The 24,751-nt window shown below is 68.6% G+C and carries 16 protein-coding genes and 5 pseudogenes; 5 read left to right on the forward strand and 16 right to left on the reverse strand.

Going from position 1 to position 24,751, the window contains the following annotated elements; translation table 11 throughout:
- Positions 1–683 precede the first annotated feature (683 nt).
- From ACFZDA_RS17385 to ACFZDA_RS17410, 6 genes and pseudogenes are all read right to left on the reverse strand, one after another.
- Positions 684–857, reverse strand: a complete 174-nt coding sequence (locus tag ACFZDA_RS17385; RefSeq protein WP_391081753.1) for a hypothetical protein — start codon at positions 855–857, stop codon at positions 684–686.
- Positions 858–883: 26 nt separating this feature from the next.
- Positions 884–2,455, reverse strand: a complete 1,572-nt coding sequence (locus ACFZDA_RS17390) for an FAD-binding protein (protein WP_391081560.1) — start codon at positions 2,453–2,455, stop codon at positions 884–886.
- Positions 2,456–2,673: 218 nt separating this feature from the next.
- Positions 2,674–3,420 carry a DDE-type integrase/transposase/recombinase gene (locus tag ACFZDA_RS17395; RefSeq protein WP_391081563.1) on the reverse strand — a complete coding sequence of 249 codons (747 nt, stop codon included), beginning with the start codon at positions 3,418–3,420 and terminating at the stop codon, positions 2,674–2,676.
- Between the two features lie 916 nt (positions 3,421–4,336).
- Complete coding sequence (locus tag ACFZDA_RS17400) at positions 4,337–5,743, reverse strand: glutamine synthetase family protein (RefSeq protein WP_391081566.1); 1,407 nt, start codon at positions 5,741–5,743, stop codon at positions 4,337–4,339.
- Positions 5,744–6,680: 937 nt separating this feature from the next.
- Complete coding sequence (locus ACFZDA_RS17405) at positions 6,681–7,301, reverse strand: AsnC family transcriptional regulator (RefSeq protein ID WP_391081568.1); 621 nt, start codon at positions 7,299–7,301, stop codon at positions 6,681–6,683.
- A gap of 507 nt (positions 7,302–7,808) precedes the next feature.
- Positions 7,809–8,408 (reverse strand): annotated as a pseudogene (locus tag ACFZDA_RS17410) (transposase family protein); the annotation flags it as partial.
- Positions 8,409–8,513: 105 nt separating this feature from the next.
- Between ACFZDA_RS17410 and ACFZDA_RS17415 the strand changes: the two are divergent.
- The gene (locus ACFZDA_RS17415; protein ID WP_391081570.1) at positions 8,514–8,714 is read left to right on the forward strand and encodes a DUF2191 domain-containing protein; all 201 of its coding nucleotides are present in this window, start codon (positions 8,514–8,516) and stop codon (positions 8,712–8,714) included.
- 214 nt (positions 8,715–8,928) lie between these two features.
- Positions 8,929–9,285, forward strand: a pseudogene (locus tag ACFZDA_RS17420) (leucine zipper domain-containing protein); the annotation flags it as partial.
- A gap of 149 nt (positions 9,286–9,434) precedes the next feature.
- Here ACFZDA_RS17420 and ACFZDA_RS17425 read toward each other — a convergent pair.
- Together ACFZDA_RS17425 and ACFZDA_RS17430 are read right to left on the reverse strand one after the other, a co-directional pair.
- The gene (locus ACFZDA_RS17425) at positions 9,435–11,735 is read right to left on the reverse strand and encodes an FdhF/YdeP family oxidoreductase (RefSeq protein WP_391081573.1); all 2,301 of its coding nucleotides are present in this window, start codon (positions 11,733–11,735) and stop codon (positions 9,435–9,437) included.
- A 189-nt stretch (positions 11,736–11,924) separates the two neighbouring features.
- Positions 11,925–12,114: pseudogene (locus ACFZDA_RS17430) on the reverse strand (hypothetical protein); the annotation flags it as partial.
- A gap of 212 nt (positions 12,115–12,326) precedes the next feature.
- Here ACFZDA_RS17430 and ACFZDA_RS17435 point away from each other — a divergent pair.
- Entirely contained in the window at positions 12,327–12,545 is a 219-nt protein-coding gene (locus tag ACFZDA_RS17435; protein ID WP_391081576.1) for a peptidase inhibitor family I36 protein, read from the forward strand.
- A gap of 205 nt (positions 12,546–12,750) precedes the next feature.
- Here the strand turns inward: ACFZDA_RS17435 and ACFZDA_RS17440 are convergent, their stop codons facing one another.
- Both ACFZDA_RS17440 and istA read right to left on the reverse strand, forming a co-directional pair.
- The gene (locus tag ACFZDA_RS17440; protein WP_391081579.1) at positions 12,751–13,464 is read right to left on the reverse strand and encodes an ATP-binding protein; all 714 of its coding nucleotides are present in this window, start codon (positions 13,462–13,464) and stop codon (positions 12,751–12,753) included.
- A pseudogene (istA, locus tag ACFZDA_RS17445) lies at positions 13,461–15,049 on the reverse strand (IS21 family transposase). The gene ACFZDA_RS17440 and the pseudogene istA overlap by 4 nt, the downstream one beginning before the upstream one ends.
- A 492-nt stretch (positions 15,050–15,541) precedes the next feature.
- Here istA and ACFZDA_RS17450 point away from each other — a divergent pair.
- A complete protein-coding gene (locus tag ACFZDA_RS17450) occupies positions 15,542–16,375 on the forward strand; it encodes an NAD(P)H-binding protein (protein ID WP_391081582.1) in 834 nt (277 codons plus the stop codon).
- A 49-nt stretch (positions 16,376–16,424) separates the two neighbouring features.
- Here ACFZDA_RS17450 and ACFZDA_RS17455 read toward each other — a convergent pair.
- From ACFZDA_RS17455 to ACFZDA_RS17480, 6 genes and pseudogenes are all read right to left on the reverse strand, one after another.
- Positions 16,425–16,571: pseudogene (locus tag ACFZDA_RS17455) on the reverse strand (ATP-binding protein); the annotation flags it as partial.
- A gap of 167 nt (positions 16,572–16,738) precedes the next feature.
- On the reverse strand, positions 16,739–17,074 hold the full coding sequence (locus tag ACFZDA_RS17460) for a hypothetical protein (RefSeq protein WP_391081585.1): 336 nt from the start codon (positions 17,072–17,074) through the stop codon (positions 16,739–16,741).
- Positions 17,075–17,217: 143 nt separating this feature from the next.
- Positions 17,218–19,608 carry a carbohydrate-binding protein gene (locus tag ACFZDA_RS17465; RefSeq protein WP_391081587.1) on the reverse strand — a complete coding sequence of 797 codons (2,391 nt, stop codon included), beginning with the start codon at positions 19,606–19,608 and terminating at the stop codon, positions 17,218–17,220.
- 103 nt (positions 19,609–19,711) lie between these two features.
- Positions 19,712–20,611 carry an ABC transporter permease subunit gene (locus ACFZDA_RS17470; protein WP_391081590.1) on the reverse strand — a complete coding sequence of 300 codons (900 nt, stop codon included), beginning with the start codon at positions 20,609–20,611 and terminating at the stop codon, positions 19,712–19,714.
- A gap of 11 nt (positions 20,612–20,622) precedes the next feature.
- Complete coding sequence (locus tag ACFZDA_RS17475; RefSeq protein WP_391081593.1) at positions 20,623–21,591, reverse strand: ABC transporter permease subunit; 969 nt, start codon at positions 21,589–21,591, stop codon at positions 20,623–20,625.
- Between the two features lie 3 nt (positions 21,592–21,594).
- Entirely contained in the window at positions 21,595–22,866 is a 1,272-nt protein-coding gene (locus ACFZDA_RS17480) for an extracellular solute-binding protein (protein ID WP_391081595.1), read from the reverse strand.
- Positions 22,867–23,437: 571 nt separating this feature from the next.
- Here ACFZDA_RS17480 and ACFZDA_RS17485 point away from each other — a divergent pair.
- Positions 23,438–24,544 (forward strand): substrate-binding domain-containing protein, encoded by a 1,107-nt coding sequence (locus ACFZDA_RS17485; protein ID WP_391081598.1) that lies wholly within the window; start codon positions 23,438–23,440, stop codon positions 24,542–24,544.
- Positions 24,545–24,751 lie beyond the last annotated feature (207 nt).

A 24,751-nucleotide genomic window follows, 5' to 3' on the forward strand; every position in this document is an offset into this window, starting at 1 on the left:
TGGTCCTGGGGGGGGGTCCGGTTGGGGTTGTGGCGAGAGCTGGGGCCCACGACGCCAGGGCCCGGCCGGGCGTGGGGGCGCGGGCGGCCGGGCCCGCCCGACGTGTGCCCGATCACCACGCCGTGGGCCGGTCGGGCAGGCCGTTGCTCGTGTTCCCGGATGAGCGAGAACCGGCCGGGTGGGCGCGGGTTCGCCGGGCGCAGGCGGCAGGCAGCATCGCGGAAACTGCCTGCGGCGCGTAGCAGGCGGGGCAGCCCGCGATAACCGGGGCTGAGGTGGATGGACCGATGGACGGGCTGGCAATGGAAGCATTTTCAAACACGAAACGTGCTCAAACATGCACAATTAGTACTTTTGCCGCCGGGATCCCGGGTGTCAACTCGAAGCCGGGGGACTCCCGCGGGAGCTTGATCCAGAGCACGCACATGGACGGTCCCCCCTGGAGGCCGAAGCCGACCGGGGCGTCGTCGACCGGCCGGGCCGAGAACCGACCTGCCAGGTCACCCGGCCGGCGCCCACCAGGTCTCAGAGGTCGGCGTGGCGCACGAGCCATCCCCCGTCCGGGTGGCGCGAGGGCGAATGGCGGGCACGGGCCGTCGTCACCGCCGCCGGGCCGGTCCGCGGGCCCGACCCGGGATCCGGCACCACAACAAGGGGATCAGAGCCGCTCGCCACGGCCGCCGTCAGACCAGCACGATCGGGCCGCCGAGCTGCTGGAGCGCGGCCTGGACCAGGTCGCGGTAATCGGTCCAGGCGAAGCTCTTGCGGCCGTCCGGCCGAGCGTCGGTGCTCGGCCGGTAGATCAGCCGGGAGGGCCCCCGGGACGAAGAGGCCGCCGCCGGGAGAGCGTCGAGCATCCCCCAAGCCGAGCCCGGGGAGAGCATCAGGAGCCGATTGCCTGTGGGTAGTCGAAGAAGCCGCTCGGGTCGTACTGCCGCTTCACATGGACCAGCCGGGGGTAGTTCGCACCGTAGTACGCCTTGCGCCAGTCCCTCAGCTCTGGATCGGGAAAATTCTGGTACGAGTGCTCAGGGGGCGTGCCGTCAAAGATGGCGTTGTAGAAATCCTGGAGCCAGCGCCGATTCACGGCGGCGACATCGGGGTGGTCGTTGTCCGCCCAGTTGGTCTCGGCGGCCAGGATGAACGTGCTGCCTCGGTGCACGAACGCGGTCGCCTTCGGAGGCACCTGGTTGATCTCCCCGCCGAGCGCGAACATCGCAAACCCGGCTCCGTCCTCGTTGCCGCTGCCCGGCCAGGCGAGCAGCTGCTCGGCTGCGGCGCTGATCTGCTTGTCGGTGAGGAGTGTCCGGGAGGTCAGGATCCCTGACTTGGAGGCGAACTTCTCCACGGGAGTGGTGGCGTTCAGCAGCGTAGTCGCCTTGGCCGGGGTGACTTCCTGGATGGCGGCGCGGTTCCGGGCACGCTCGTCGGCTGTGCCGATGGCAAGCAGCGGGGCGAGGATCGTCCGCAACTCATCGATGGATCCGTAGTGCTGGCCGATCACATTGACGTTGGCGTTCGTGCGGATCCGGTCCCGGGTTCGCCCGTGGGTGCCGATACCGAGGCGGCAGTGGAACCGCTTGTTGTCCAAGGTGTCCTGGACGATCTGCTGTGTGGCCGCGATCACCGGCAGTACGGAGTCCAGGCTCCAGCGGAACTGGTAGAACCCCACGTTGCCCTGGAACTGCTCGTACCGGAGCGTGAACGAGGTGTGCACCCCGAAGTTGTTGCCCGCGCCGCCCCGGCAGGCCCAGAACAGATCGGGCTCGGAATCCTCACTGGCCTTGACCACCCGGCCGTCCGCCAGCACGACGGTCGTGGCGACCAGCCGGTCGCAGGTCAGGCCGAACATCTTGTCGCTGAAGCCGATACCTCCGCCCAGCACCAGTCCCGCGACTCCGACCGAGGGGCAGCGGCCGGTCGGTACGAAGATGCCTTGGTTCTCGAGCAGCGGGTGCAGGTCGCCGTTGGTGACCCCGGCCCCGACAGTGACGGTGCCCGCCTCGTGAACAACCTTGATCGGCCCGTATGCCCGAGCGCGGGCGGCTCTCCGCTGCGGAGTGGAGACGATGCTCTTCATCCGGCTCATGTTGAGCAGCAGACCCGTGGTGGTGGAGTAGCCGGCGTAGTTGTGTCCCAGTCCGGTACGAGGCACGGCGGGCAGCCCCACCGCGCGGGCCCAGCGGATCGCCTCGTGTACGTCCTTTGTGGTGGCGCAGGCGACGATTCCGGCGGGGTGGATCCCGGCGTACCGGTGGTTGAACGGGATCGCCAGCGGAGGGTAGTCCGGGTTTCGCGGCCGGTAGAGGGTGGCGCCGGGGGAGAGTGACGCAGCCAGCCGCTCCCAGTCCTTACGGCTGACCGACTTTGCTGCCTCGGTTGCCGCAGCCGCACCGGGCGGCGCCGTCAGAGCCACGGTCCCGGCGCCGAGGGCGCTGACGGTGCCTGCCCGCAATACATCTCGTCTGTTGATCACTATGGCCTGCCTTCGCGAAACCGTCGGAGGGTCGGTCGCCTCCGGAATGAGCGGTCAACCGATCGTCACCACCACGGCCGCTCAGCGTGCCCGGCCCACAAGTCGGCCACTCGAAAGCGTGCCTCCCGCGCGGCCTTATGGCCGAGCGGGAGGCACGCAACCTGGGTGCAGCTCCGCCCCTTGGATATGTGTTCTGATCAGCTGAGCTGCCCATTCTCAAGTCCAAGTTCCATGCCAGTTGGACCTACTTGGATCGGCCGCCGGTTGGGGCCGGTGTCGGGCACAGTGGTTGGTCTCGTGCTCGTGGGGCGGGACGTCGCCGATCGCGTGTGGAGGCGCTGGTTGTCGAACCAGTCGCCCCATTCCGCGGTAGCGAGCTCGACGTCGGCGAGGCCGTGCCAGTGCCTGCGCGGTTTGATCAACTCCGTTTTCTCGAAGCCGATCTGGCGTTCCATCAGGGCGTTTTCCCGGGCATCACCGACGGTGCCGATCGAGGCGTCGATACCGGCCTCGAGGAGGTGGGCGCCGAACGCGAAAGACGTGTACTGGCTGCCCGCATCCGAATGGTGAACTGGCCCTGGGCCAGTGGGAGTTCCGGCGCGGTCCCGACGCCTCGACGCCATGTCCAGGGCGTCGAGGACGAGCTTGGCCCGTTCGCTGGTGGCGGCGGACCAGCCGACGATCGCCCGGAAGTACACCTCCACGACGACCGCGACGTAGACGATCCCGGACCAGGTGACGACACCCGGGTCACGTCCACATCGTCCAGGACGGCGACGCCCACCCGGCCCCAGGCGGTGCTGATGACCGACGCCGAAGCCGCCAACTGGCTCACCATCACGGCGGCCTGGAGATCTGAATCTGTCCCGCGTCCGGACAGACCACGGGCCCCGGGGAGCGAAGGCATCCCCGGGACGCCCGGTGTATGGAGTCGTGCTGTTCAACGACGACGGGACACGCCGTCACGCCTCGGGCTGTAAAGGCTCCACCTGGCGCAGGCAGTACACGCACCTGGACTCCGAGTCGACGCGGCGTGGCAGGTGAGCAGGCCGAAGCCATCGCGGCCGCCAAGGCTTTTGCCGACGAGTCTGACGGGATCGGCAGCATCTCCTCCTACGCCACCGAGGTCGCTCTCCCGGCGACGGGCACGTGGAGGAACCCCGGCGCCTTGAAGTTCGACACGTACATGCGCCAGTTCCACCGCAAGGTGAAGGACACTGACGGCCAGGACAGCCGATGTGGCGCACCCGCTGGTCCACACCCGATCCCCGGTGGGGCGACGCGACGCACCCGCGGACGAAGAGGCGCGACGCCGCCAAGCGCAGGAGGCAGCCGAACGCGAGGCCCAGCGTCCGGTGTGCCCGACCTGCGGGACCAAGTTCACCGACGACCGATGGAGCGCCGGCACCAGGGTCGACTGGGCCGCGGGGACAGCCCCCCCGCACCTGTGCGATGACTGCGAGGCGAGGGCGCTCGAAGCGGAGCGGCAGGCGGAAGAGTCGACCTCGAAGGCCCACCCGGCCTGCTGTCCTACGGCTTCATCGAGATCACCGCGGCCCTCCGCAACGACACCCCGCACCCGGACGATGGGCTCCAGCTCGCAGGCACCGCCATCCCGGAAGAGGTGCGCGCCCATATCTGAGGCCAGGGAAGTTCAGCGCGGACGGCCGCGACGACGCTGGCCGGTCAGTCGCCCCACAGCAGGTGACGATCGGCGAGTGGGCGCACTACGCCCAGACTCCCACCTCCCCGCCGTTGTGGTCGGCGAGCCAAGTGGACTACTGGCGCCGCGGCTAAGCGATCGAGCCGCTGGAAGTCCCGTCACCGTGGAGGACGTCTCCTGACGGGGCGAAGGGCAGATCAAGCACGGTGGAAACCCCGCTCGCGCTCAACATCGGTGACCTGCCTGCGGTGCCAGGCGAGTTCGGCCTGGGCCGCGCGGGCGTAGTGGTTCATGACCGTTTCCCCGAGGGCGTCGTACGCGACCTTGTTGCCCATGAAGCTGTTCATGGCCTCGGTGAGGTCGGCCGGCACGGGGGTGGCGTCGCTTGCCGTGTAGGCGTCGCCGCCACAGGGCGCCGGAAGCTCGGGGCGGTCCTGGATACCGTGGATGATGGCGGCGCAGGCGGCAGTGAGCGCGAGGTAGAGGTTGGCGTCGGCGCCCGGCAGGCGGACTTCGAGGTGGGCGCTCTCGCCGACACCGGTGACGCGAATGGCGCAGGTGCGGTTGTCGAAGCCCCAGGTGTAGCTGGTCGGGGCGAAGGTGTGCGGAGCGTACCGCTTGTAGGCGTTGGGGGTGGGGGCATACAGCGGAGCCAGGTGTGGCAAGCCGGACACCAGGCCGGCAATGGCCCGTTCCAACACCGCAGGCAGGTCCGTGCTCCGGTGGTAGGTGAACGCGTTGCCGTTGGCGGACCACAGCGACAGGTGCACATGCAGGCCGCTGCCAATACCGGTGGCGGGTGCGGCCATGAACGTCGGAGTCATACCGCGCCGCTGAGCGAGGTCCGGCATGATGAGCCGGAAGGCGGTGTAGGCGTCGCACGCCGACATCGCCTCGCCGTAGGCGAAGGTCACTTCGACCTGGCCTGCCGCACTCTCGGTCTTGATCGCCTCGACGGGAACGCCCGCTTCCCGCAGGGCATCGTGGAGGCACTGGAAGAAGTCGGCGACTTCCGGGGGATGGCTGAGGGCGTAGTCGAGATCGCCGGACCACGCCGGGCGCAGACCACGGTATGCCGACCTGTGCGCCTCCTGGCCAGTGCCCTGGTACAGCACGAATTCAACCTCCGTGCCCAGTGCCGCGTGATAGCCGAGATCGGCCAGGCGCTCCAGCTGAGTGCGCAGCATGTGGCGGGGAGCGATCTCGACGGGCCGGCCGTCGTGGTGGAAGACGTCACCCATGATGAGGGCCGTGCCGGGCTGGTGGGGCAGGAGGCGGATGCTGCTCGGATCCGCCTTCACAGCGAGGTCGCCATAGCCCTGCTCCCAGCCGGTGAGGGTGAAGCCATCGAGCGGGGTCATGTCGACGTCTGTGGCCAGGACGTAGGCGCACATCTCCGCCTCGGAGTTCATCCGGTCCACGAAGACGGGAGCGGTGAGGATCTTCCCCTTGGGGCGACCCTGCATGTCCGGCACGGCGAGTCTCACCGCTGTGATCTCCCCACTCTGGACGGATTCCTTGAACGCCCCCAGCGTGACGGCGCCAGTGGGCCAGGGCCCGAGTGCTGTGGGTTGCTCGTCGCGCTGTTCGTCGTGGCTGTGCATCAGAGGTCCTCCTTGAAGGACTCGGGGTATGGGGTGCGGACTGAGGCAGGCAGATGATGACGCTGATGATCACGACGCGGACGACGGCGATGCAGCCAATCATGCGGCGCCGGCTGCCCAGGCTCCACGGACCGGGCCGTAGCCCGCGCCCTTGCACAGGCGAGGTAGACCGGAATGTCACCAGGCAGGGGTCATGCCGACCGCGTTGATCGCGGTGACGGCGACCAAGGCGGCCACACACCAGCCAGCCGCGTCACCAACCTGTCCGGTCAGCACAGCTAGGCAGGGACGACGCCGCAAGGGCGGCGGCCCTGCGGTTCATGCGGTTCATGCGGTGCCTCCATCTGGAGCAGAGCACGAGTGAGGCCGGGATTCCCGGCGTCGTTCGTAGGGTAGGGACAGCCCTCCCGACTCGGGCAGGGCGCACACCGTGCGCTCACCGTGCGCCCGGCGCACGGTGAACGCCGCCCCATCGAACGTTGAGCCGCTTGACGGGTGCACCGACCGGTCGCAGGAGTGGGGGCAGGGCCGGCGCTGGGAGAGAACTGCGGCCGGGGGCCAGGGTCGCCGCGGCCACCGCACCACCACAGCCACGGGCATGCCCCCACCGGCAGATCAGCAGGAAAACGCGGGTAGGTGCCGTGAATACGGTGCGGCCGGGAACCACAGCCCGGACACGCGGCGCTGCCGGCCTGAAGGGCATCAAGTCGGCCGTAGCGGGCGAAGGAACAGTGCGGTGCGGTCTCGACGGCGGCGATGTCGGCGAGATCGTCCTCCGCAGCCTGGGGCAAGACCCGGCCAACAGACCCTCGGCACAGACCTGGGAGAGCTTTCGAAGAAGGCCCACAGCAGCTGACCGTGCCCTGCTCCCGGAGTTCGATCACGATCTGGACGCGCGCCCCACCAACGGTCAAGGGGGCCGGCTGCAGACGCCTGGTCAGAGGTCTCCGCGCGGCTCCGCCCAGATGTCCGGAGGGACGTTTCCGATGGTGGCCTGGAGAATGAGATTGCTGGGGCCGCTGATCGCGGCGCAGTTGCGCGTCTGCGGCAGCCGGATCAGGGCGTGCCCGAGGTCCGGCAGGCTCGCCGGTGCGACTCTGGCCCGGAAGGTGGCCGCCACGGGCCGACCGCCCAGCGGGCGGGCGAAGTCGCAACGAAAGCCGAGCAGTCCCAGTCCGGTGAGGTGGTCGATGCGCCGTTTCACTGTGGAGGCGCTGGTCCCCAGGGCGGTTGCCGGGGTCTGGTACGAGGCCCGCCCGTCCTGAGCCAGGTGCGCGAGGACGGCCCGGTCGGCGGGCGTGACCTGACGTGCGTCTCGGCCGGTGGGTGCGGACCTGGTGGCGGCGGTGAGCCGGGCTCGCTGTCCGGGAGCCAGTGCGTCGATCCGCCAGCGCCCGGCCTCGATGAACATGTGCGTGACGATCCGCGCGCGGACGGCGGTCACGCCCTTGATCGCCGGCAGATGGTCGAGCGTGTAGCGGGACATGGCCGCCAGGTCGCGGGTGGCCACGGTGGCGAAGATGTCGTGGCCGCTGACGGTGCGTTCGATGGTGAGCATATGGGGGGGACGGGTTCAGCGCACCGGCCACCGTGGCGGCGCCGCCCAGTGCGCAGTCGATCTCGATGAAAGCCAAGCAGATCTGGTCGAACATCAGTGGCCCGGGCGACAGGCTGATCCGGAGTGGGAGTGCGCCGATGAGTGTTCCGGCGGTGAGGAGCATGTTCAGGACGCCGACTGTCCATCATCGCGCCGACGGCCAGTGGGCCGATGCCTGCGCCGAGTGCTCCGCAGCCACTGACGGCGGCCACTGAGCGAGCTCGATCAGATGGCGCGCGCCTGTGGCGTCCCGCTCGCGGAACTGCCCGCTCTACTTGACGAACTGGCAGAAACCGGGCTGCTCAGGTCATCGCAGGCCGGCCCAGACTCGGGAGATCTGCACTGGACCCTCGTGTACAGAGCGAGGGCCCGGCCTGGTACGCAACGCCCACCATCGCCTGCGCCCAGGGGCTCGGCTATGAGGTGCGCCCGACCGAGGCGTGGGTGCGGCGCGAGAACGGCCGCTATTCCAGGCCGGGAGTTCGTTCTTGCCCCGCTCGCGACGGTGCGGGATGACCAGGCCGGTGCCCCTGTAGCCGCCGTCCGCGATGACCGTGGCCTTGCCGACGGCGTCTTTCGCGCCGGACAGCTCCCACGCCTTGCAGTCGTTGCGGTTGCCGGGCACGGGCCGGCCGACGGTGACGACGAGCCTGGTGTCGGCATCGATGACGACTTGGTGATTGGTTGAGTACCGATAGTTCTTCGACTGCTCGGCGACGGTGTGGTCACGCGTGGGCACCAGGGTGCCGTCCACGATCAGCACGGTGTCCCTGCGGAACCGCTTGCGGGCAGTGCCAGCAACGGCCCAAGGTGGTCGACGACGCGGTCGGCGGCCGACTTCGAGATGCCGAACAGCGGGGCGAGCTGTCGCAGGGTGAGGTTCGTGCGCCAGTACGCGGCGACCAGCAGAACCCTGTCCTTCATCGGCAGACTCCAAGGCCGACCCTTGCGGACCGGATCCGCGCCTTCACGCCGCAGGGCGGTGATCAGCTTGTCGAACTGACGCGGGCTCAGCCCGGAGAACGGGGCTATCCAGGACGGCTCCGACGCCGTGATCACACCAGCCACAGCAAGATCATCCCACTCTGGACAGTCCCCTGAGATCGGATCTTGAGCGCACGCTACGGAACCGTGAGCAGCTAGAGTGCGCGTGCGACGTGATGAGGGGGCACGATGGCCAAGGTCAATATCAGTCTCGACGCCGAACTCGTAGTGGGGGTGATGGTCCTGGCTGGGATCGGCTCGCCCCAGGACGCGATCGAGGCGATTGTGCGGGACTACATCGCCCGTGGCCACCGCACGGAGGCCCGCACCGAGCTCAAGGATCAAAATCTGCGCGAGCTCGACGTCAAGCCGCAGGAGCCGCAAGGCTGAGCCTCTGCAGCCTGCCGCCGCTCAAACTGCCGCACGACGCATCCAAGGGTTCGTCGGCACAGACGGCGAAGGCGTTTACGGGACACGCCTTAGGTGTGCTGTTCGGGGACGTTGGTGACGGGCGACACGCCTTGAGCGGTCCTTGAAAGGGGTGAGGGCCTTCTGGTTTCGGTGTGGATTGCGAGATCTGCAACCGACTGCCAGGAGGCCCTCGTTGTCCCACCGTAACGCCCCGCTGACGCCGACCGGTCGGCTGCGTCTGGCTCGGTGTGTCATCGAGGACCGCTGGCCGATACGGCGGGCCGCGGAGCGCTTCCAGGTCAGCCACACCACCGCAGCCCGCTGGGCAGGCCGTTACCGGATGCACGGAGCCGCCGGGATGCGGGACCGCTCCAGCCGCCCGCAGCACCAGCCCCGCCGGACCCCGGCCGCCATTGAGGAACAGGTCGTGCGCCTACGGCGCGAGCACCGCATCGGACCCCTGCGGCTGGCCGCCCGCACGGGCATCGCAGCCTCCACCGCCCACCCCAGCCAGCCGCGTCACCAACGTGCCCGAACAGCACACCTAGACCCGATCGGCAGTTGGCTGCCCGGATCGGGGATTCGTTCCTTCATTGGCGGCCGCGAGGACCTCCACCAAGGGCTTGGTCTCCGGATCCGGGCCGCCAGGACCGAGGCCCCGACCTCACAGCAGGGTGAGTCCCGCCTCTGACCTGACCGTCACACCGAAGCTCCCCCGTCGGAGGGTTCGATGCGGATCACGATGGATTTGGTCACCGGCGTGTTACTGGTGTCGGCCGTGGAGTCCAGGGCGACCAGCACGTTCGTCTCCGGGTAGTAGGCGGCGGCGCAGCCGCGCGGCGTCGGATAGCGGACGGCGCGGAAGCCGGGGGCGCGGCGTTCACCGTCCGGGTTGACGCTGATCAGATCGACCAGGTCGCCGTCGTGGAGGTGGAGGTCGCGGAGGTCCTTCCGGTTGAGGAAGACGACCCGCCGTCCTCCCTTGATGCCGCGGTAACGGTCGTCGAGGCCGTAGACGGTGGTGTTGAACTGGTCGTGCGACCGTACCGTCGTCAGCAGCAGGTGTCCCGGCGGAACTTCGGGCGCGGTCGGTGGGTTGACCGTGAACTGCGCCTTGCCGGTCGACGTGGGAAAGGTGCGGGAGTCGCGCGGTGCCCGGGGGAGCATGAAGCCGCCGGGCTGCCGGACGCGCTCCTCGAATGCGTGGAATCCGGGGCAGACGTGCTCGATGTGGCGGCGGATCACGGCGTAGTCGTCGCGCATGCCGCGCCAGCCGAGGTCGTCGCCGAAGAGAGCGTGCCCGAGGTCGGCGACGATCGCGACCTCGCTGCGCAGGTGCGGTGATCCCGGAAGGAGCCGTCCGTGCGACGAGTGCACCATGGCCATCGTGTCCTCGACCGTCACGAACTGCTCACCGGAGACCTGCCGGTCGCGCTCGGTGCGGCCGAGGCAGGGCAGAAGCAACGCCTCGGTGCCGTGGCACAGATGGGACCGGTTCAGCTTGGTCGCGACGTGGACGGTGAGGGCGCAGTTGGCCAGCGCGGTCTCCGTGACCTGCGTGTCCGGCGTGGCCGCGGCGAAGTTGCCGCCGAGGCCCATGAACACGTCGACCTCACCGTCGCGCATGGCCTTGATCGAGCCGACGGTGTCCAGGCCGTGGGCATGGGGCGGATCGAACCCGAACTCGTCGCGAAGCCTGTCCAGGAACGGTTGCGGCATCCTCTCCCAGATGCCCATGCTGCGGTCGCCCTGGACGTTGCTGTGCCCGCGGATCGGGGCGGGCCCGGCACCGGGGCGCCCGATATTGCCGCGCAACAGGAGGAAGTTGACGATCTCGCGGATGGTTGCCACGGCGTTGCGGTGCTGGGTGAGGCCCATCGCCCAGCAGACGATGACGCTGTCCGCGGCGAGCACGTCGGCCGCGCAGTCCTCGATCAGGCGGCGGGGCAGGCCGGCCATCGTCTCGATCTGCGACCAGTCCAGGGCACGCCATGCTGTGGCGGCCGCTTCGAAGCCGTCGCAGTACCGGTCGATGAAGTGGTGGTCGAGCACGGAGCCCGGCTGGGAGTCCTCCCGGTCGACCAGGGTACGGTTCAGGCCCGCGAAAAGGGCCAGATCGCCGTTGATGCGCACCGGGAGCCAGCGGTCGGCGAGCTGCGTGCCCGGGCCGACCAGGCCGCGCGCGGTCTGTGGGTTGTGATAGCGGCCGAACCCGGCTTCGGGGAGCGGGTTGGCCGCGATGATGCGGGCGCCGCGCCGCTTGGCCTGTTCGAGCGCGCTGAGCATGCGGGGGTGGCAGGTGCCGGGGTTCTGGCCCACGATGATGATCAAGTCCGCGTAATCGGTGATGTCGGAGATCGTGATGAGACCTTTTCCGACGCCGACGGTCGCGCTCAGGGCCTCGCCGCTCGACTCGTGGCACATGTTCGAGCAGTCGGGCAGATTGTTCGTGCCGAGCCTGCGCGCCAGCAACTGGTAGAGGAAGGCGGCCTCGTTGCTCGTCCGGCCGCTGGTGTAGAAGACGGCACGGTTCGGATCGGCGAGGCCGAGCAGGCGATCGGCGGTGAGGGCGAGCGCGTCCTCCCACGAAATGGGCGCGTAGTGCGTCGCGCCGGGGGCGAGGTGCATCGGCTGGGCCAGCCGGCCCTGCGACTCCAGCCAGTGACCGTCCCGCTCCCGTAGGTCAGCGACGGAGTGCTCGGCGAAGAACGCCGCGTCGACGCGTTTGCGCGTGGCCTCCCACGCGACGGCCTTCGCGCCGTTCTCGCAGAACTCCGCGATCTTCCGGTGGTCGGGATCGGGGTCACCCCACGCACAGCTCGGACAGTCGAAACCGTCGACGTGGTTCACCTTCAACAGCGTCTGCAGACTCCGCTTCGGCCCCATTTCGGCCATGGAATACCGCGCGGATTCGGTGATGCCGTGAATTCCGACGCTGGCCTTCTCGGGTCCTGACGAGGTCACATCCGATACGGACGGGTTGATCGGTTTCTCAGCCATGACTACCTCTTTGCCCTATATGTGGATTATCGCATGCGAGAGCAAAGTCGACCGCAGCCGTCGCCTCACTCCGAGCAATTCGCGGCCGTCAGAACAGCCAGTCTTCTACCGGGCGTATCGGGGCAAAATGCAGCCAGGTCCACCACCCTCACCTGACGTCGACGAAGTCGCCGGCTGCCGTGGACGGGCGGCCTGGTCGGAACCGCAGTGGTGCTTCACGTCGTAGACCCGGTCTCCGACGAGACCGACCGCGCCGGTGCCCCTTGGTGCCGGGGGCGATGACGGCGACCGGGCCGTCGACGGGCCGCTTGTCGATGCCTGTCGCGCTGAGACCCTTCCTGATAGCGTCACCGCAGCTCAACAAGTGTCGTCCCCACACACGCGGGGATAGCTCGTCCAGGACGCTGCCATTGGCCTGGGCGCCGGCGTCGTCCCCGCACACGCGGGGGTAGCTCCCGCACGTGGATGCGCTTGCCTTCGAATGGCGTGTCGTCCCCGCGCCCGCGGGTAGCTCGCGCTTGTCGAGCCGGTACTCGGACCAGGCGATGTCGTCCCCGCGCCTTCGGCGGTCAGCCGTGGGTGCGGCGTGCCGTGGACGGCAGTGTAAAGGACCTGCCGTCCGCGATCCGTGACCGCGGCAGCTCCATCCGCAACAACTCCGACCGCACCGCCCGCGTGTATGAAAAGCGCAACCACAGCGGCCGGCACGTGTGCGTCACGCGCAGCGGCGGATCCATCCACGACCTGTGCGGCTACAACCTCAACGACCAGACCCGCTCCCTGAAGATCAACCGCAACGACTGCGGCTGACCCCTCCCCCACCCAGCGATCGCGTCCGATGCGCAGACAGCAGTCAGCCCTGCCCGGCGATGCCGGGCGGGCCCACGCCGGGCCTGTACATCGGCCGCGACGCGGTGGTGAACGACTGGGTCGAGAGAGCAGAAGCGGGAGGGCGCGTACCTGCCGCTGACGATCGACGTCCTGCGCGTCACCTGCGGGGCGATCACCGAGATCGTCACGTTCCACGACGACCAGTTCCCGCGGCTCGGGCTGCCCGAGCGCCTGCCGGCGGACGGCACGGAGTAGTCCCGGTCAGGACGCTCGCGCTGCGCGGTGGCGCGGGTGTCGCGGCGGAGTGGTCCGACGCGTTCGCCTGTCGCTCGCTGACGAGTTCGTAGAGGTCGTCGGCCTGGGGTGCGGTCAGCTGACGCATTGCGAAGTCGTCGAGGATGAGCAGGTCGGGGCGGATGAGTTCGCGGATGCGCTTGTCCCAGGTGCGGTCCGCGTGGCCGCCGGCGAGCTTGGCCAAGATGCGGCTGGTCTTGGTGAAGCGGACGCCTGCGCCCTGGCGGATGGCGAGGTGGCCGAGGGCCTGGGCGACGTGTGTCTTTCCGACGCCGACCGGGCCGAACAGGATGACGGACTGGCCGGAGTGGAGCCAGCGCAGGGCGGCCAGGTCGCGGATCTGGGCGGCGGGCAGCTTCGGGGAGGCGTTGAAGTCGAACCCTTCCAGGGTGGCTTGCTGCTCGAACTTCGCTTTGAATAGGCGGCGTTCGGAGGCGACGGTCTCGCGGCGGGTGATCTCGTCCTGGCAGAGGACCTGGAGGAAGTCGACGTGTCCGAGTTCGCCTTTCTGGGCTTGGGTGAGCCGGGCGTCAAGGGTCTCCAGCATTCCCGACAGCCGTAGGGTCTTGAGCGATTCGCGCAGGGCGGTGGTCATCACGCTCATCGGGCGGCCTCCACGGCGTCACCGCGGTCCTGGTCGTCGTGGAGCTGGCCTGGCGTCTGCGGGGGGATGGCGAACAGGCCCTCGGGCCCGTGCAGGAAGGCCGCGGCTCCGGCGTCGCCGGTCTCCGGTTCCGGGTCGGTCTCGGTGCCGGCGACCAGGATGCCCTTGACGGTGCGGTAGGACGGGTCGCCGACCGTGACCGCCTTGCGGCAGGCGGCCTCCAGGCGTGTGTCGCCGTACTTCTTGCGCAGGCCGAGCACTCCCTGGGCGGCCCGGAGGCGGTAGAGGGCGTTGACCTCGAGGAGCTGGTCGATCACCTCGCGGCAGGCGTCACCGACCTGCGAGGCTTGGCCACGGCACCAGATCGGCGTCTTCATCTGGAAGGCGATCTTCTCGGGCGGGTAGTCGTTCTTGTCGGTGCGCTTGCCCTGTTCCAGCGCGGCGTGGGTCTTGACCAGCCCGCCTTCGTGGAAGATCTGAACCATGGTGGCGGTGGAGCGGACATCGACGCGGCGTCCGATCAGTCTCCAGGGCACCGAGTAGAGAGTGCGGCCGACCTTGATGTGGATGTCCGGGCCGACCGTCGCGGTCGACCCTCTGGCCAGCACGAACGGTGTCTCTGGCAGCGGCATGAGGGCCCGGGTCTCCACGGCCTCGAAGACCGCCATCGGCTTGGCCCCGTCCAACGGTCGGCACTGCCGCTGGCCTGCGGTGTTCCTCGCCCAGGTCAGGGCCTCGGCCTGCATGTGCTCCAGCGAGGTGAACATCCGCCCGCTCCAGAACGAGTCACGAACATAGGGCATGGGCCGCTCAACCCGGGGCTTGTCCTTCGGCTTCGAGGCCCGGGCCGGTCCACCAACGTCCCGTAGTAGGAGGCGAGTTCGGCATACCACTTGTTGATCTGCGGGTCGTAGAGGTCCGGCTCGTCCACCCCGGTCTTGAGGTTGTCCGGCACCAGGCGGCGCGGGACGCCGCCGAAATAGCGGAAGGCTTCCGCGTGCGAGAGGGGCCAGGCGCGCTGGTCCATGTGCACCACCGGGCGGACGAACATGTGCCGCGAGCACGGCAGCACCATCACGAACGACCAGATCCGGTGCCGCTTGCCGGTGGCCGGGTTGATCCACTGTCCCAGGAAGCCGTAGTCGATCTGGGCCTCCGAGCCCGGCTCGACGTTCTCACGCAGCACCGTGACCTTCGAGCGGGCCGCCTCGTCGGGCAGGTTCTCATGCACCCAGCGCCGGAACGTCGACAGCGACACCTTCAACTTGCCCTCGTCCCGCAGGCGTTGGTGAATCGTGGTGACTGTCGTCGTCTTCAGCAGTTCCTTGACGTAGTCGCGGTGCGGCTCGATCTCTCCCCACCTGACCTGGCTCAGCTTCCGGCTGGCGAGCTCCGGGAACCAGCTCTTGAGCAGCTTGGCCCAGTCCGCCTCGCTCATGGGCGGCCCGCCCGGGGTGATCCCCGCCGCCTCTGCCGGCCCCAGGTACTTCCTGACCGTCTTGTGGTCCACCCTCAGCGAGGCGGACACCTGGCTCTTGGACCGGCCCGCGTACCAGTGCACGTAGATCTCAACGATGTCGACCACGGTGAACGTTCTCCTTGCCATCCGGTGCGTCCGTCGGCCTCTCGGCTCGCGGTTCGCGGGACCGTGACGGCTCCGAGAGGTCCGGGTCCTCAACCCGGGCACCGGCATGCCCATGGGGATCCCGACCGACTCGCAGGGAAGACCTACTGACATCTCAAACCGCACGAAACAGGGAGAATCAGGCCAGTTCGAGCGTGGTCAGCGGCACCGCCGACGGCCAGCGTCCCGGTGGGGAGTCGTGACCACGGGGGTGGGGAATTACGTGACGCTGATCATGCGAATCGTGGGGAATTACGTGATCGCCGACAAGTGTCACTCAGGTGTGCGGCAAGGGCAGTGGCAGTTCGTTGGAGAGCAGTGCGGGGCGCGAAGCGCCAGGGTGTCCGCGTGCGTGCCTGTCAGCGGGAAGGGCCAGGAGTTTCCTTGACCTGAAGTGCGATTGAGCTTCTAGCGTGTCCTCAAGTTGATCACCGACGACAGGAGAACGCGCCCGTGATCCTCGTGACCGGAGCCACCGGAAACATAGGAAGTGCACTGCTGAGGGAGTTGCACGCATGTGGTGCAGGGCCACTGAGAGGGCTCACCCGTGACGCCGCACGGGCCGCGTTCCCCGAAGGGGTCGAGGCCGTTGAGGGTGACTTCGCGGAGCCGGAGTCGTTCAAGCCCGCTCTGGACGGGGTGCGCTTGCTGTTCCTCGTGTCGCGTCTGGGCTCGGATGCCGACATCATCAAGGCCGCCCGGCTGGCGGGTGTGGAGCACGTGGTGCTGGTGTCGTCCATTACCGTCCAGACCCATCCGCACCTGGGCCCCGCCGGCGAGAACCTGGCGGTCGAGCGGCTGCTCAAGGACAGCGGCATGGCCTGGACGATCCTGCGGCCGACACAGTTCGCCTCGAACGCTCTGATGTGGGCGGCGTCGATCCGCGACCACGGGACGGTCCGCGCGCCGTATGCGGACACCGGGCTGCCCACGATCCACCCCGCGGACATCGCGTCGGTGGCGCGCGTGGCACTGACCGAGCCCGGCCACCAGGGGCGGACGTATGCCCTGACCGGTCCAGAGCCAGTGACCGCCCGGCAGCAGGCCGAGGCCATCGCGGCAACGCTCGGGCGGGATGTGCCCTTCATCGAGATCAGCCGGCAGGAGGCTCTCGCTCAGATGGCCGCGGTCTTCGGGGACGAGGCCGCGGACGCGGTGCTCGACGTCATGGGCGGAGACGTCAATGACGAGCTACTGATGGTGCGCGACACGGTTTCACGGCTCACCGGCTCCCCGGCCAGATCCTTCCAGCAGTGGGCTGCGGAGAATGCCGGCATCTTCCGCTGAGACACCCGGCTGGTCAGAGCCGGTCGTCTGGTGGTTCCCGATGGTGGGGTCAGAGTGTGGCGGCCTGCTCGGCGCGGGCTTTGGTCTGGGCGAGGCGGTGGGAGTCCGTGCCGGTTTCGATGATGGCTGCGTCGAAAGTGAGACGGTCGACGATGGCGGTGCAGAGCCGCGGATCCGTGAACGTCCTGGTCCAGCCATCTGGGGCTGGCACTTGTTCCCTCACACAGGTTGCCGCTGCCACCTGGCCGTATCCCGTCCCCGCGGTCCTCGTTGGTTCTCGCGGCGGCACCCCGGTTTTTCAGGTGCTGCCTTGACCGTTCAGGTGCGAGGAAGGTGTGCCTGTGGCCGAGGCGAGATTGCAGGTCATCGCGGGCGGAGCCGTCCCGCAGGAGCCGCTGGCGACGGACCCGTGGCAGTTCCAGGCGGCGTGTGTCGACGCGTTCGTCGCTTCCTGGCGGGGCACAGCCCTTCCAGCCCGGCCGCAGTCCACGCCAGCCACTGCGCCGTGATGGCCGGGTCGGTGGTCGACGGGCAGAGTGTCAGCGGCGCGGCCAGGCCGTGATCGGTGAACAGCTTTTCCAGGGCTGTGCGCCGCCGCCGGTAGGGCCAGCCGGTCAGGTCGGCGTCGCCCTGGTGGACCAGATCGAAGGCGGAAGCGGGCGAGTTCGCAGAATCTTGATAGGAGAACAGGGTGAACACGCACGCTTACTCCTGTCCAAGTCGCCTCCTCGCGCCTGGACGGGCCATCGGGCCCGCCATACGTGAAAACACGATCTGGGCGACCTGCCTGGGCATCTAGCTGCCCAGGCAGGTCGCCGCAGCCGACCGCTACAGAGAACGGCTCAGTGGGCGAACGTGAACCAGTTGATGTTGCAGAATTCTTCGGACTGGCCGCTGGTGAAGGCCAGGTAGACGGTGTGGGTGCCGGTGATGCCGGAGAGGTCGGCGGTCTTGGTGGTCCAGGTCTGCCAGCCGCCGGTGTTGGACACCGGGACGCTGGCGACCGGGGTGCTGGAGAGGGAGTCGAGGCGGACCTCGATGACTCCGTTGACGCCGCTGGCGGCGCCTGATGCCACGCGGACCTTGAACTGGGTTGCGGCCTGGGTGCCGAAGACGACCTTGGGGTATTCGGCCCAGTCGCCGTCTGCGATGTGGCCGATGTCGACCCCGCCGCCGGTGTCGGCTGTGGTCTCGCCCTGGACGCCGGAGGCGTTGAGGTAGTTCTCGGCTTGGATCGTGCTGTACGCGTCGGTGCCGGTGTCGTGGGTGAACGTGAACCAGTTGAGGTTGGCGAAGTCGTCGGGCTGGTCGCCGGCGAAGGTCAGGTAGACGGTGTGGGTGCCGGTGATGCCGGAGACGTCGACGAGCTTGGTGGTCCAGGTCTGCCAGCCGCCGGTGTTGGACACCGGGACGCTGGCGACCGGGGTGCTGGTGCGGGAGTCGAGGCGGACTTCGATCTTGCCGCTGACGCTGCTGCCGGAGGCCACCCGGACCTTGAACTGGGTCGCGGCCTGGGTGCCGAAGGCCACCTTGTCGTACTGGGCCCAGTCGCCGTCCGCGATGTAGGCGAGGTCCTCCCCGCCGCTGGTGTCGCCGGTGGACTCGACGCCGACGCCGGAGGCGTTGGTGTATGCCTCGGCCTGGATCTGGCTGTAGGCGTCGGTGGTGGCGGCGGGTGCTGTCGAGGGGGTCCAGACGTACGTGCCCGCGGTCTTCGCCGGGATGCTGTCTATGAGCTGCTGATCACCACTGCGCAGGGTGAATTCCTGGGCGTCGGAGGTCTGGTTGACCACGACGGTCGCGATCGTGCCGTCCGGGTTCTTGAAGGCCACCGTGGTGACGGTGTCGGCGCTGCCGTAGTCGCTCCAGATGCGCTTGGCGCCGCGCTTGATGAACTTGGAGAACTGTGCGAACAGGTAGTACTCGGGCAGGGCCCAGTAGGTGTTGCGGTTGTCGGGGTCCTGGATGAGCGGGGTGGGGTCGGGGTTACCGAACTGCTGGCTGTCGCGGTTCTGGTCGAGCATCGTCACCCACGAGACGTAGGTCGTCGACCAGCTGCGCATGTACCGCGCGATCCGGTCCGCGCCCGCCGTGCCCCACCACATGCGCTCGGTCATGGCCATGTCGAGGTCGGGGTATTCGGTCTTCAGCAGGGACATCGCGCTCGGGTCGCCGTCGTAGTCGTGGAAGGCGATGGCCTTGGTGTTGCGGTAGGTGTCGGTGTATCCGGAGCTCTTGGTACCGAGCATCCCGGCGGCGAACTTCGCGGCGTCGGCGAAGTTGTGGTCGAAGGCCCAGATCTGTGTGGTGAGGCCGGCCGCGTCGAACTCCTTGCGCATGGCGTCGACGACCTTGGCCTCCTGCTGCGGGGTGACCAGCATGCTCGGGTAGGGCGCCGCGTAGAGGGGTTCGTTCTGGGGGGTGACGGCGTGGATGGGGATGCCCTGTGCGGCGTACGCCTGCACGATCTTGCGGTAGTAGCGGGCGAGGGTGGGGATGTGCTCGTCGAGCAGGTGGCCGCCGATGAGGCTGTTGTTGTCCTTCATCCAGGCCGGGGGGCTCCAGGCGGTGCCGAAGACGAGGAGGTCCGGGTTGATCCGGAGTGCTTCCTTCAGGGTGGAGATGATGTGGTTGTCGATGTCCTTCTGGATGGAGAACCGCGACAGGGTCGGGTCGGCCGGTCCGTCGTCGTAGGTGTAGAACGGCGGGTGGCTGAAGTCGGCGGTGCCGAAGCAGATGCGGGTGATGTTGAAGCCGGCGCCCCTGGCGGGGTCGAAGACCGCGCGCAGGACCTTGGTCCGCACGGCCGGGCTCATCATCGCCAGGTTGTGGATGGTCGAGTCCTCCATCGAGGAGCCGACGCCGAGCATGCTCTGATACGCCTTCGCCGGGTCGATGTTGATGACCTGCCCGAAGTTCCTGCCCGAGGCGGCCAGGGCGATGTCGTCCTGCTGGCTGAGCTTGTAGGCGACCGCGGCCAGGCCGGCCGCCGGGTCGGCGTACCAGGCGGCGCTCTTGGGCGCGTAGCCGCTCGCGGTGGACTCCGAGCTCCATGTCACCTGCGCCTTGGAGGTGGCGGGCGGGCGGCTGGGGGCGGCGCTCGCCCGGCCCGGCAGTGCGAGCGCGGATCCTGCCGCTGTCACCACGGCGGCGGTCATGAAGCTGCGGCGGCTGAGCCGGGCGCGGCCCTGCGGGGACGGCGGCCCTGCGGGCGTGGAATCAGATGTGGACATGGAGCGGCTCCTTACGGTCTGGGCTCGCCGTCCCAGCGGGCGAGCATCTTTCGAACGCGTGGGGAGAGGGGACATTTGGGGGCTGCGTCCCGAGTCGCTGCGGCTACTTGATGCCGACGGTGGCGACGCCTTGGACGAAGAAACGCTGCAAGGCCACGAACAGGGCGACGATGGGTGCGATGACCAGGACCGAACCGGCCAGCAGCAGGCCGTAGTGGGTGGCGTTCTGGCCCTGCGAGTACAGCGCCAGGGCGACCGGAAGGGTGTACTTGTCCTCGCTCTGGGAGGCCACCAGCGGCCACAGGAAGTTGTTCCATGAGCTGAGGAAGGTCAGGATCGCCAAGGTGGCCAGCGGCGGCCCGCACAACGGCAGCACGATCCGCACGAAGGTCCGCACGTGCCCGGCGCCGTCGATCCTGGCCGCCTCCAGCAGGGAGTCGGGGATGCCGAGCATGAACTGGCGCATGAGGAACACCCCCAGCGGCGTGGCCAGGTACGGCAGGATCAGCGCGGCGTAGGTGTTGACCAGCTGCAGCTTGGCCACCATGACGAACAGCGGGACGAAGGTCACCACGCCGGGCACCATGAGCGTGATCATCACCAGGGCGAAGAGCAGGCGCTTGCCGGGGAAGTCCAGCTTGGCCAGCGCGTAGCCGATCATGGAGCAGAAGAGCAGGTTGCCCAGCACGGTGACGAACGCGACGATCAGGCTGTTGAGGAAGTAGTGGCCGATGTGCAGGTCACCGAGCCAGGCGGTGTAGTTGCTCAGGGTCGGCGACTTCGGCAGCCAGCCGCTGGGGTCGCGCAGCAGCTCGCCCTGCGTCTTGAAGGACGACAGCAGCATCCAGACGAACGGCATCAGGGTCGCGGCCACGGCGAGCGTGAGCACCGCGTAGGTGAGGGCGCGGGCGCGCCGCGACGTCCCCACAGCGTCGGAGCCTCTGCCGTGCTCGGTGGCAATGGTGGTCGTGGAGGGGGCGCTGGGGGTGTGCGTGGGGGTCATGGTCGGCTCCCTCAGTCCTTCGACCGCAGCAGGCGGAACTGGAGCATGCTGAGCGCGGCGATCGCCGTGAACAGCACATAGCTGGCGGCCGCGGCATAGCCGTACTTGCCGAAACCGAACTGGTTGTAGGTGAAGTAGCTCACCGACAGCGTCGAGTTCAGTGGGCCGCCGCGGGTCATGACGAACGATTCCTCGAAGAACTGCAGGTAGGCCACCGACAGCAGCACCGCGCCGAACAGCAGGGTGGGACGCAGCAGCGGCAGAGTGATCCGGTAAAAGCGCTGCCAGGGGCTCGCGCCGTCCACGGTGGCCGCCTCGTGGAGTTCCGGCGGGACGTTCTGCAGGCCGGCCAGGAAGATCACCATCAGCGTGCCCATGTTGCGCCACGCGGTCATCCCGATCAGCGACGGCAGCGCCCAGGTGGTGCTGTGCAGCCAGTCGGGGCCGGTGATGCCGATCCAGCCGAGCATCGTGTTGAGCAGTCCGTCGGGCTGCAGGATGAAGCGCCACACGACGGCGACGGCGACGATGCTGGTCACCACGGGCATGTAGAAGCCGGTGCGGAACGCCGTACGGAAGCGCGTGATGCCGCTGTTGAGCGCCACGGCCAGGGCGAGGGCAGCCGCCATGGTCAGCGGGATGCCCACCACGACGACGACCGCGGTGTTGAGCATGGACGTGCGGAACTGCGCATCCCCGAACAGGTCCGCGTACTGCTGCAGACCGACGAAGTTCACCGCGAACGGGTTCTGCACGTCGCTGTTGCGGAAGTCGGTGAACGACATCAGGAACGAGGAGACCAGCGGGACCAGCATGAAGAACCCGAAGACCAGCAGGAACGGCAGCGCGAACCCCCACGCGGCCCATCCGTTCCGCCGCCGCATGGCCGAGGGGCCGCTTCGGGCCTTCCGGGGCCGGGGCCCCGCGCCCCGGGCGGCGCGGCGCTTGCCGGCCGGGGCGCCTGCGGTAGTGGATGCCATCGGTCAGTCCCCGGTCCCGATCGAGTCCGCGCTCTTTTGCAGCTCGCGCAGCGCCGCGGCGGGGTCGGCGCCCTTGATGATGCGTTCGAGCTGCTCGTCGGCGGCGGCGCTGACCTGGGTCCAGGCGGTGTTGTTGGGCGGCGCCTTGACGTCGCCCAGCTGCTCCTTGAACGCCGCCAGCTTCGGGTCACCGGCCAGGCTGGAGTCGCTCCAGGCGGACTGCGCGGCCGGCAGGTCACCGGTTATCTCGTACCAGCTGGCCTGGACGCTCGGCTTGGACAGGTACTGCGCCAGCTTCCAGGCCGCCGCACTCTGCTTGGAGTTGCGGAAGACCACCAGGTTGGCGCCGCCGATGAACGAGGTGGCGCTCTGGTTCTTCGGGAACGGCATGACGGCGTACTTCTTGTCGAAGCCCTTGCCGCCGGCCTGGTTGATCGCGCCGATCTCCCAGGGGCCGTTGATGAGGGCCGGAGTGCTGCCCTTGACGAACGCCGCCTCCGCGGACCCGGTCTCCGTGCTGGGGCTGGGGTCGGCGATGCCCTTGGTGTAGAAGCTCTGGTAGTACTTCATCGCCGCGAGCATCTGCGGGGTGTCGAAGGTCCACTTGGTGCCGGCGCTGTTCATCACCGACCCCCCGGCCGACCAGACGAACGGCAGCGCGCCCTGGAAGAAGTCACCGGCGTTGCCGCCGGTGGGCGAGATACCCCACTTCGCACCCGCCTTGGACTGCATCGCCTTCATCATGGCCTGGAAGTCGGCCCAGGTCTTCGGCGGACTGGTGTACCCGGCCTTCTTGGCGAGGTCGGTGCGGTAGAAGATGGCGCGGGTATCGACGTACCAGGGCACCCCGAGCGTGGCGTCCTTCACCATCGTCGCCGGCTTGGCACCGGGGAAGACGTCACTGGTGTCGATCTCCTTCGGCACCTGCTGGAAGGCGCTTGCGAAATCGGCCATCCAGGTCGTGCCCATCTGCGCGATGTCCGGCGTCGTGCCGCCCGCGATCGCCGTCTGGTACTTGGCGTGCGCGTCGGCCCAGGGGATCGCGGTGACGTTCACCTTCACACCGGGGTTCTCCGCCTCGAAGCCCTTGAGCAGCTCCGGGAGCTTCTCGCCCTCGCCGCCCTGCGCCCACATGGTGATCGTGCCTGTGACCTTGCCGGACGGCACCGACCCTGTGGGTGTCGACGACGCTCCGGTGTCGCTTCGCCCGCATCCCGCCACGACCAACGCGGCGGTCACGCACATGGCGGCCGTAGAAGCCTTCCTCAGCACCATCTGGTGCCCCTTTCGTGGCAGCGCCCACCCACCCGGATGACAGGGGGATCGATTGATATAAGCGCTTAGATTCTCAGCGTGCTGGGAATCTAAGCGCATAGGAGGGGGGCTGTAAAGAGCCAGTGCCGATCACGTTACGGCTACGGTCCGACGTGCGGCCGCCGGGTGCCTCCCCGGGGGCCTACGACGGCAGGATCACCGCCGGTCGCAGGCGCCGTTCCTGCCTGCGGAAACTCAGCGATGGGGCGGCCGAGGCCATCGCGCGGCCCCGCCCCAGCCCGCGGCCGAAGTGCACTCGGTGGCCCTGCCCGGATCTCGACGGCCCAAGAGGACCCGGCCTGCGGCCGGCCAGCACCCGCAACAATCGGATCAGGCCAAGATCGCCCCCGGGATCCGGGAGAGATCACGACGACTCCACCCTGGTCAGGGCAGGTGCGGGGAGGGGGGCGATCAGGGAGGGGACGCGATCGAGGCCGCCGCGGAGGACCGTGCGGCTGGATCCGGCATGGCCGCACTCGCTGTCTAAGCGCATAACATGGCGGCAGCAAGCGGTTGAGGAAAGGCAGGGAACGTGGCGAAGGCTCCGACGGTCTACGACGTGGCGGAACGCGCCGGGGTGTCCATCGCGACCGTGTCGATGACCTTCCGTCGCCCCCACAAGGTGAAGGAAGAGACCCGGAAAATCGTCGAGGCCGCCGCCGAGGCGCTGAACTATGTCCCCAGCGCGAGCGCGCGCGGGCTGGCCCACGGGCACACCGGGGCGCTGGGCCTGTACTCGTTCGACATCTTCCTCCCGGAACCCGACGGCAGCCTCGGAGGCGTGGCGCCGATCAGCACGCGGTCCCGTGCCAAGGTGCCGGTGGTCCGCGACGACGGCGACGACGACTACCGCCGCTTCCCGCTCTACGTCCACGAGGTGCAGCGCGGTGTCGAACTCGAGTGCTGGCAGAGGGGCTACGCGTTGCTGATCGGCGCGGCCAGCCGTGCCGACAGCGCCACCCGGGTCACCGACATCGTCGGACGCGTCGACGGGCTCGCGGTGTTCCCTCACCATTCCGGCCTCGGCGACGTCCTGGAGCGCATCTCGCGCCGGATCCCGGTCGTCGCGGTCTCGCAGCGTCCGCAGGACGACGGCCTGAGCCACGTCTCGATCGACAACCGAGGCGGCATGCGCGCGATGACACAGCACCTGGTCGCCGATCACGGGATGCGCGACCTGCTGTTCGTCGGCTACATGGACACCTTCGACGCCCAGGAGCGGTTCGCCGGCTTCAAGGCAGCACTGCGGGCAGCCGGGCTGCGCGTGCCGGCCAAGCCCGCGGAGCTGACCGTCGGGAACGACGTGGAAACCGTCGTCGCCGACGTCCTGGCACGGGACACGCTGCCCGAGGCGTTCGTGTGCGTCAGCGACGAGGTGGCCATCGACCTGATGAAGGCACTGGCCGAGCACCAGGTACGCGTCCCGGAGCAGGTCGCCGTGACAGGCTTCGACGGGGTCGTGGCGGGACGGGTCGTACGGCCCGCGCTGACGACCGTACGGCAGCCCATGCAGGCGATGGGTCATGTCGTGGTGGACATCCTCGTGGAGCGGATCGCTGACCCGGCCGGGTCGCCGGTCACGCGCCGACTGCCGGTCCAGGTGGTGCTGCGCGAGAGCTGCGGCTGCTCACGGCCCTGAGTCTTGCGCGGCGCAACGGGTGACGTCGTCGGTGATCTTCGCGACGGCCCTGGGCCATCTGGCGCCGTAGGGCTTCGCGAACGCCTCCTGCATCACCTTCGTCGAGCCCGGCTGCGCGGTTTCCGGGAGGGCGTTCGAGACGCTGCGGGCCTTGCACCCAGCACCTGCCGGGCGGCGGGAAACACCTGGGTCAGTGCCTTCCACAGG

This window comes from Streptomyces sp. NPDC007991, assembly GCF_042958445.1.
Taxonomy (GTDB): Bacteria; Actinomycetota; Actinomycetes; order Streptomycetales; family Streptomycetaceae; genus Streptomyces.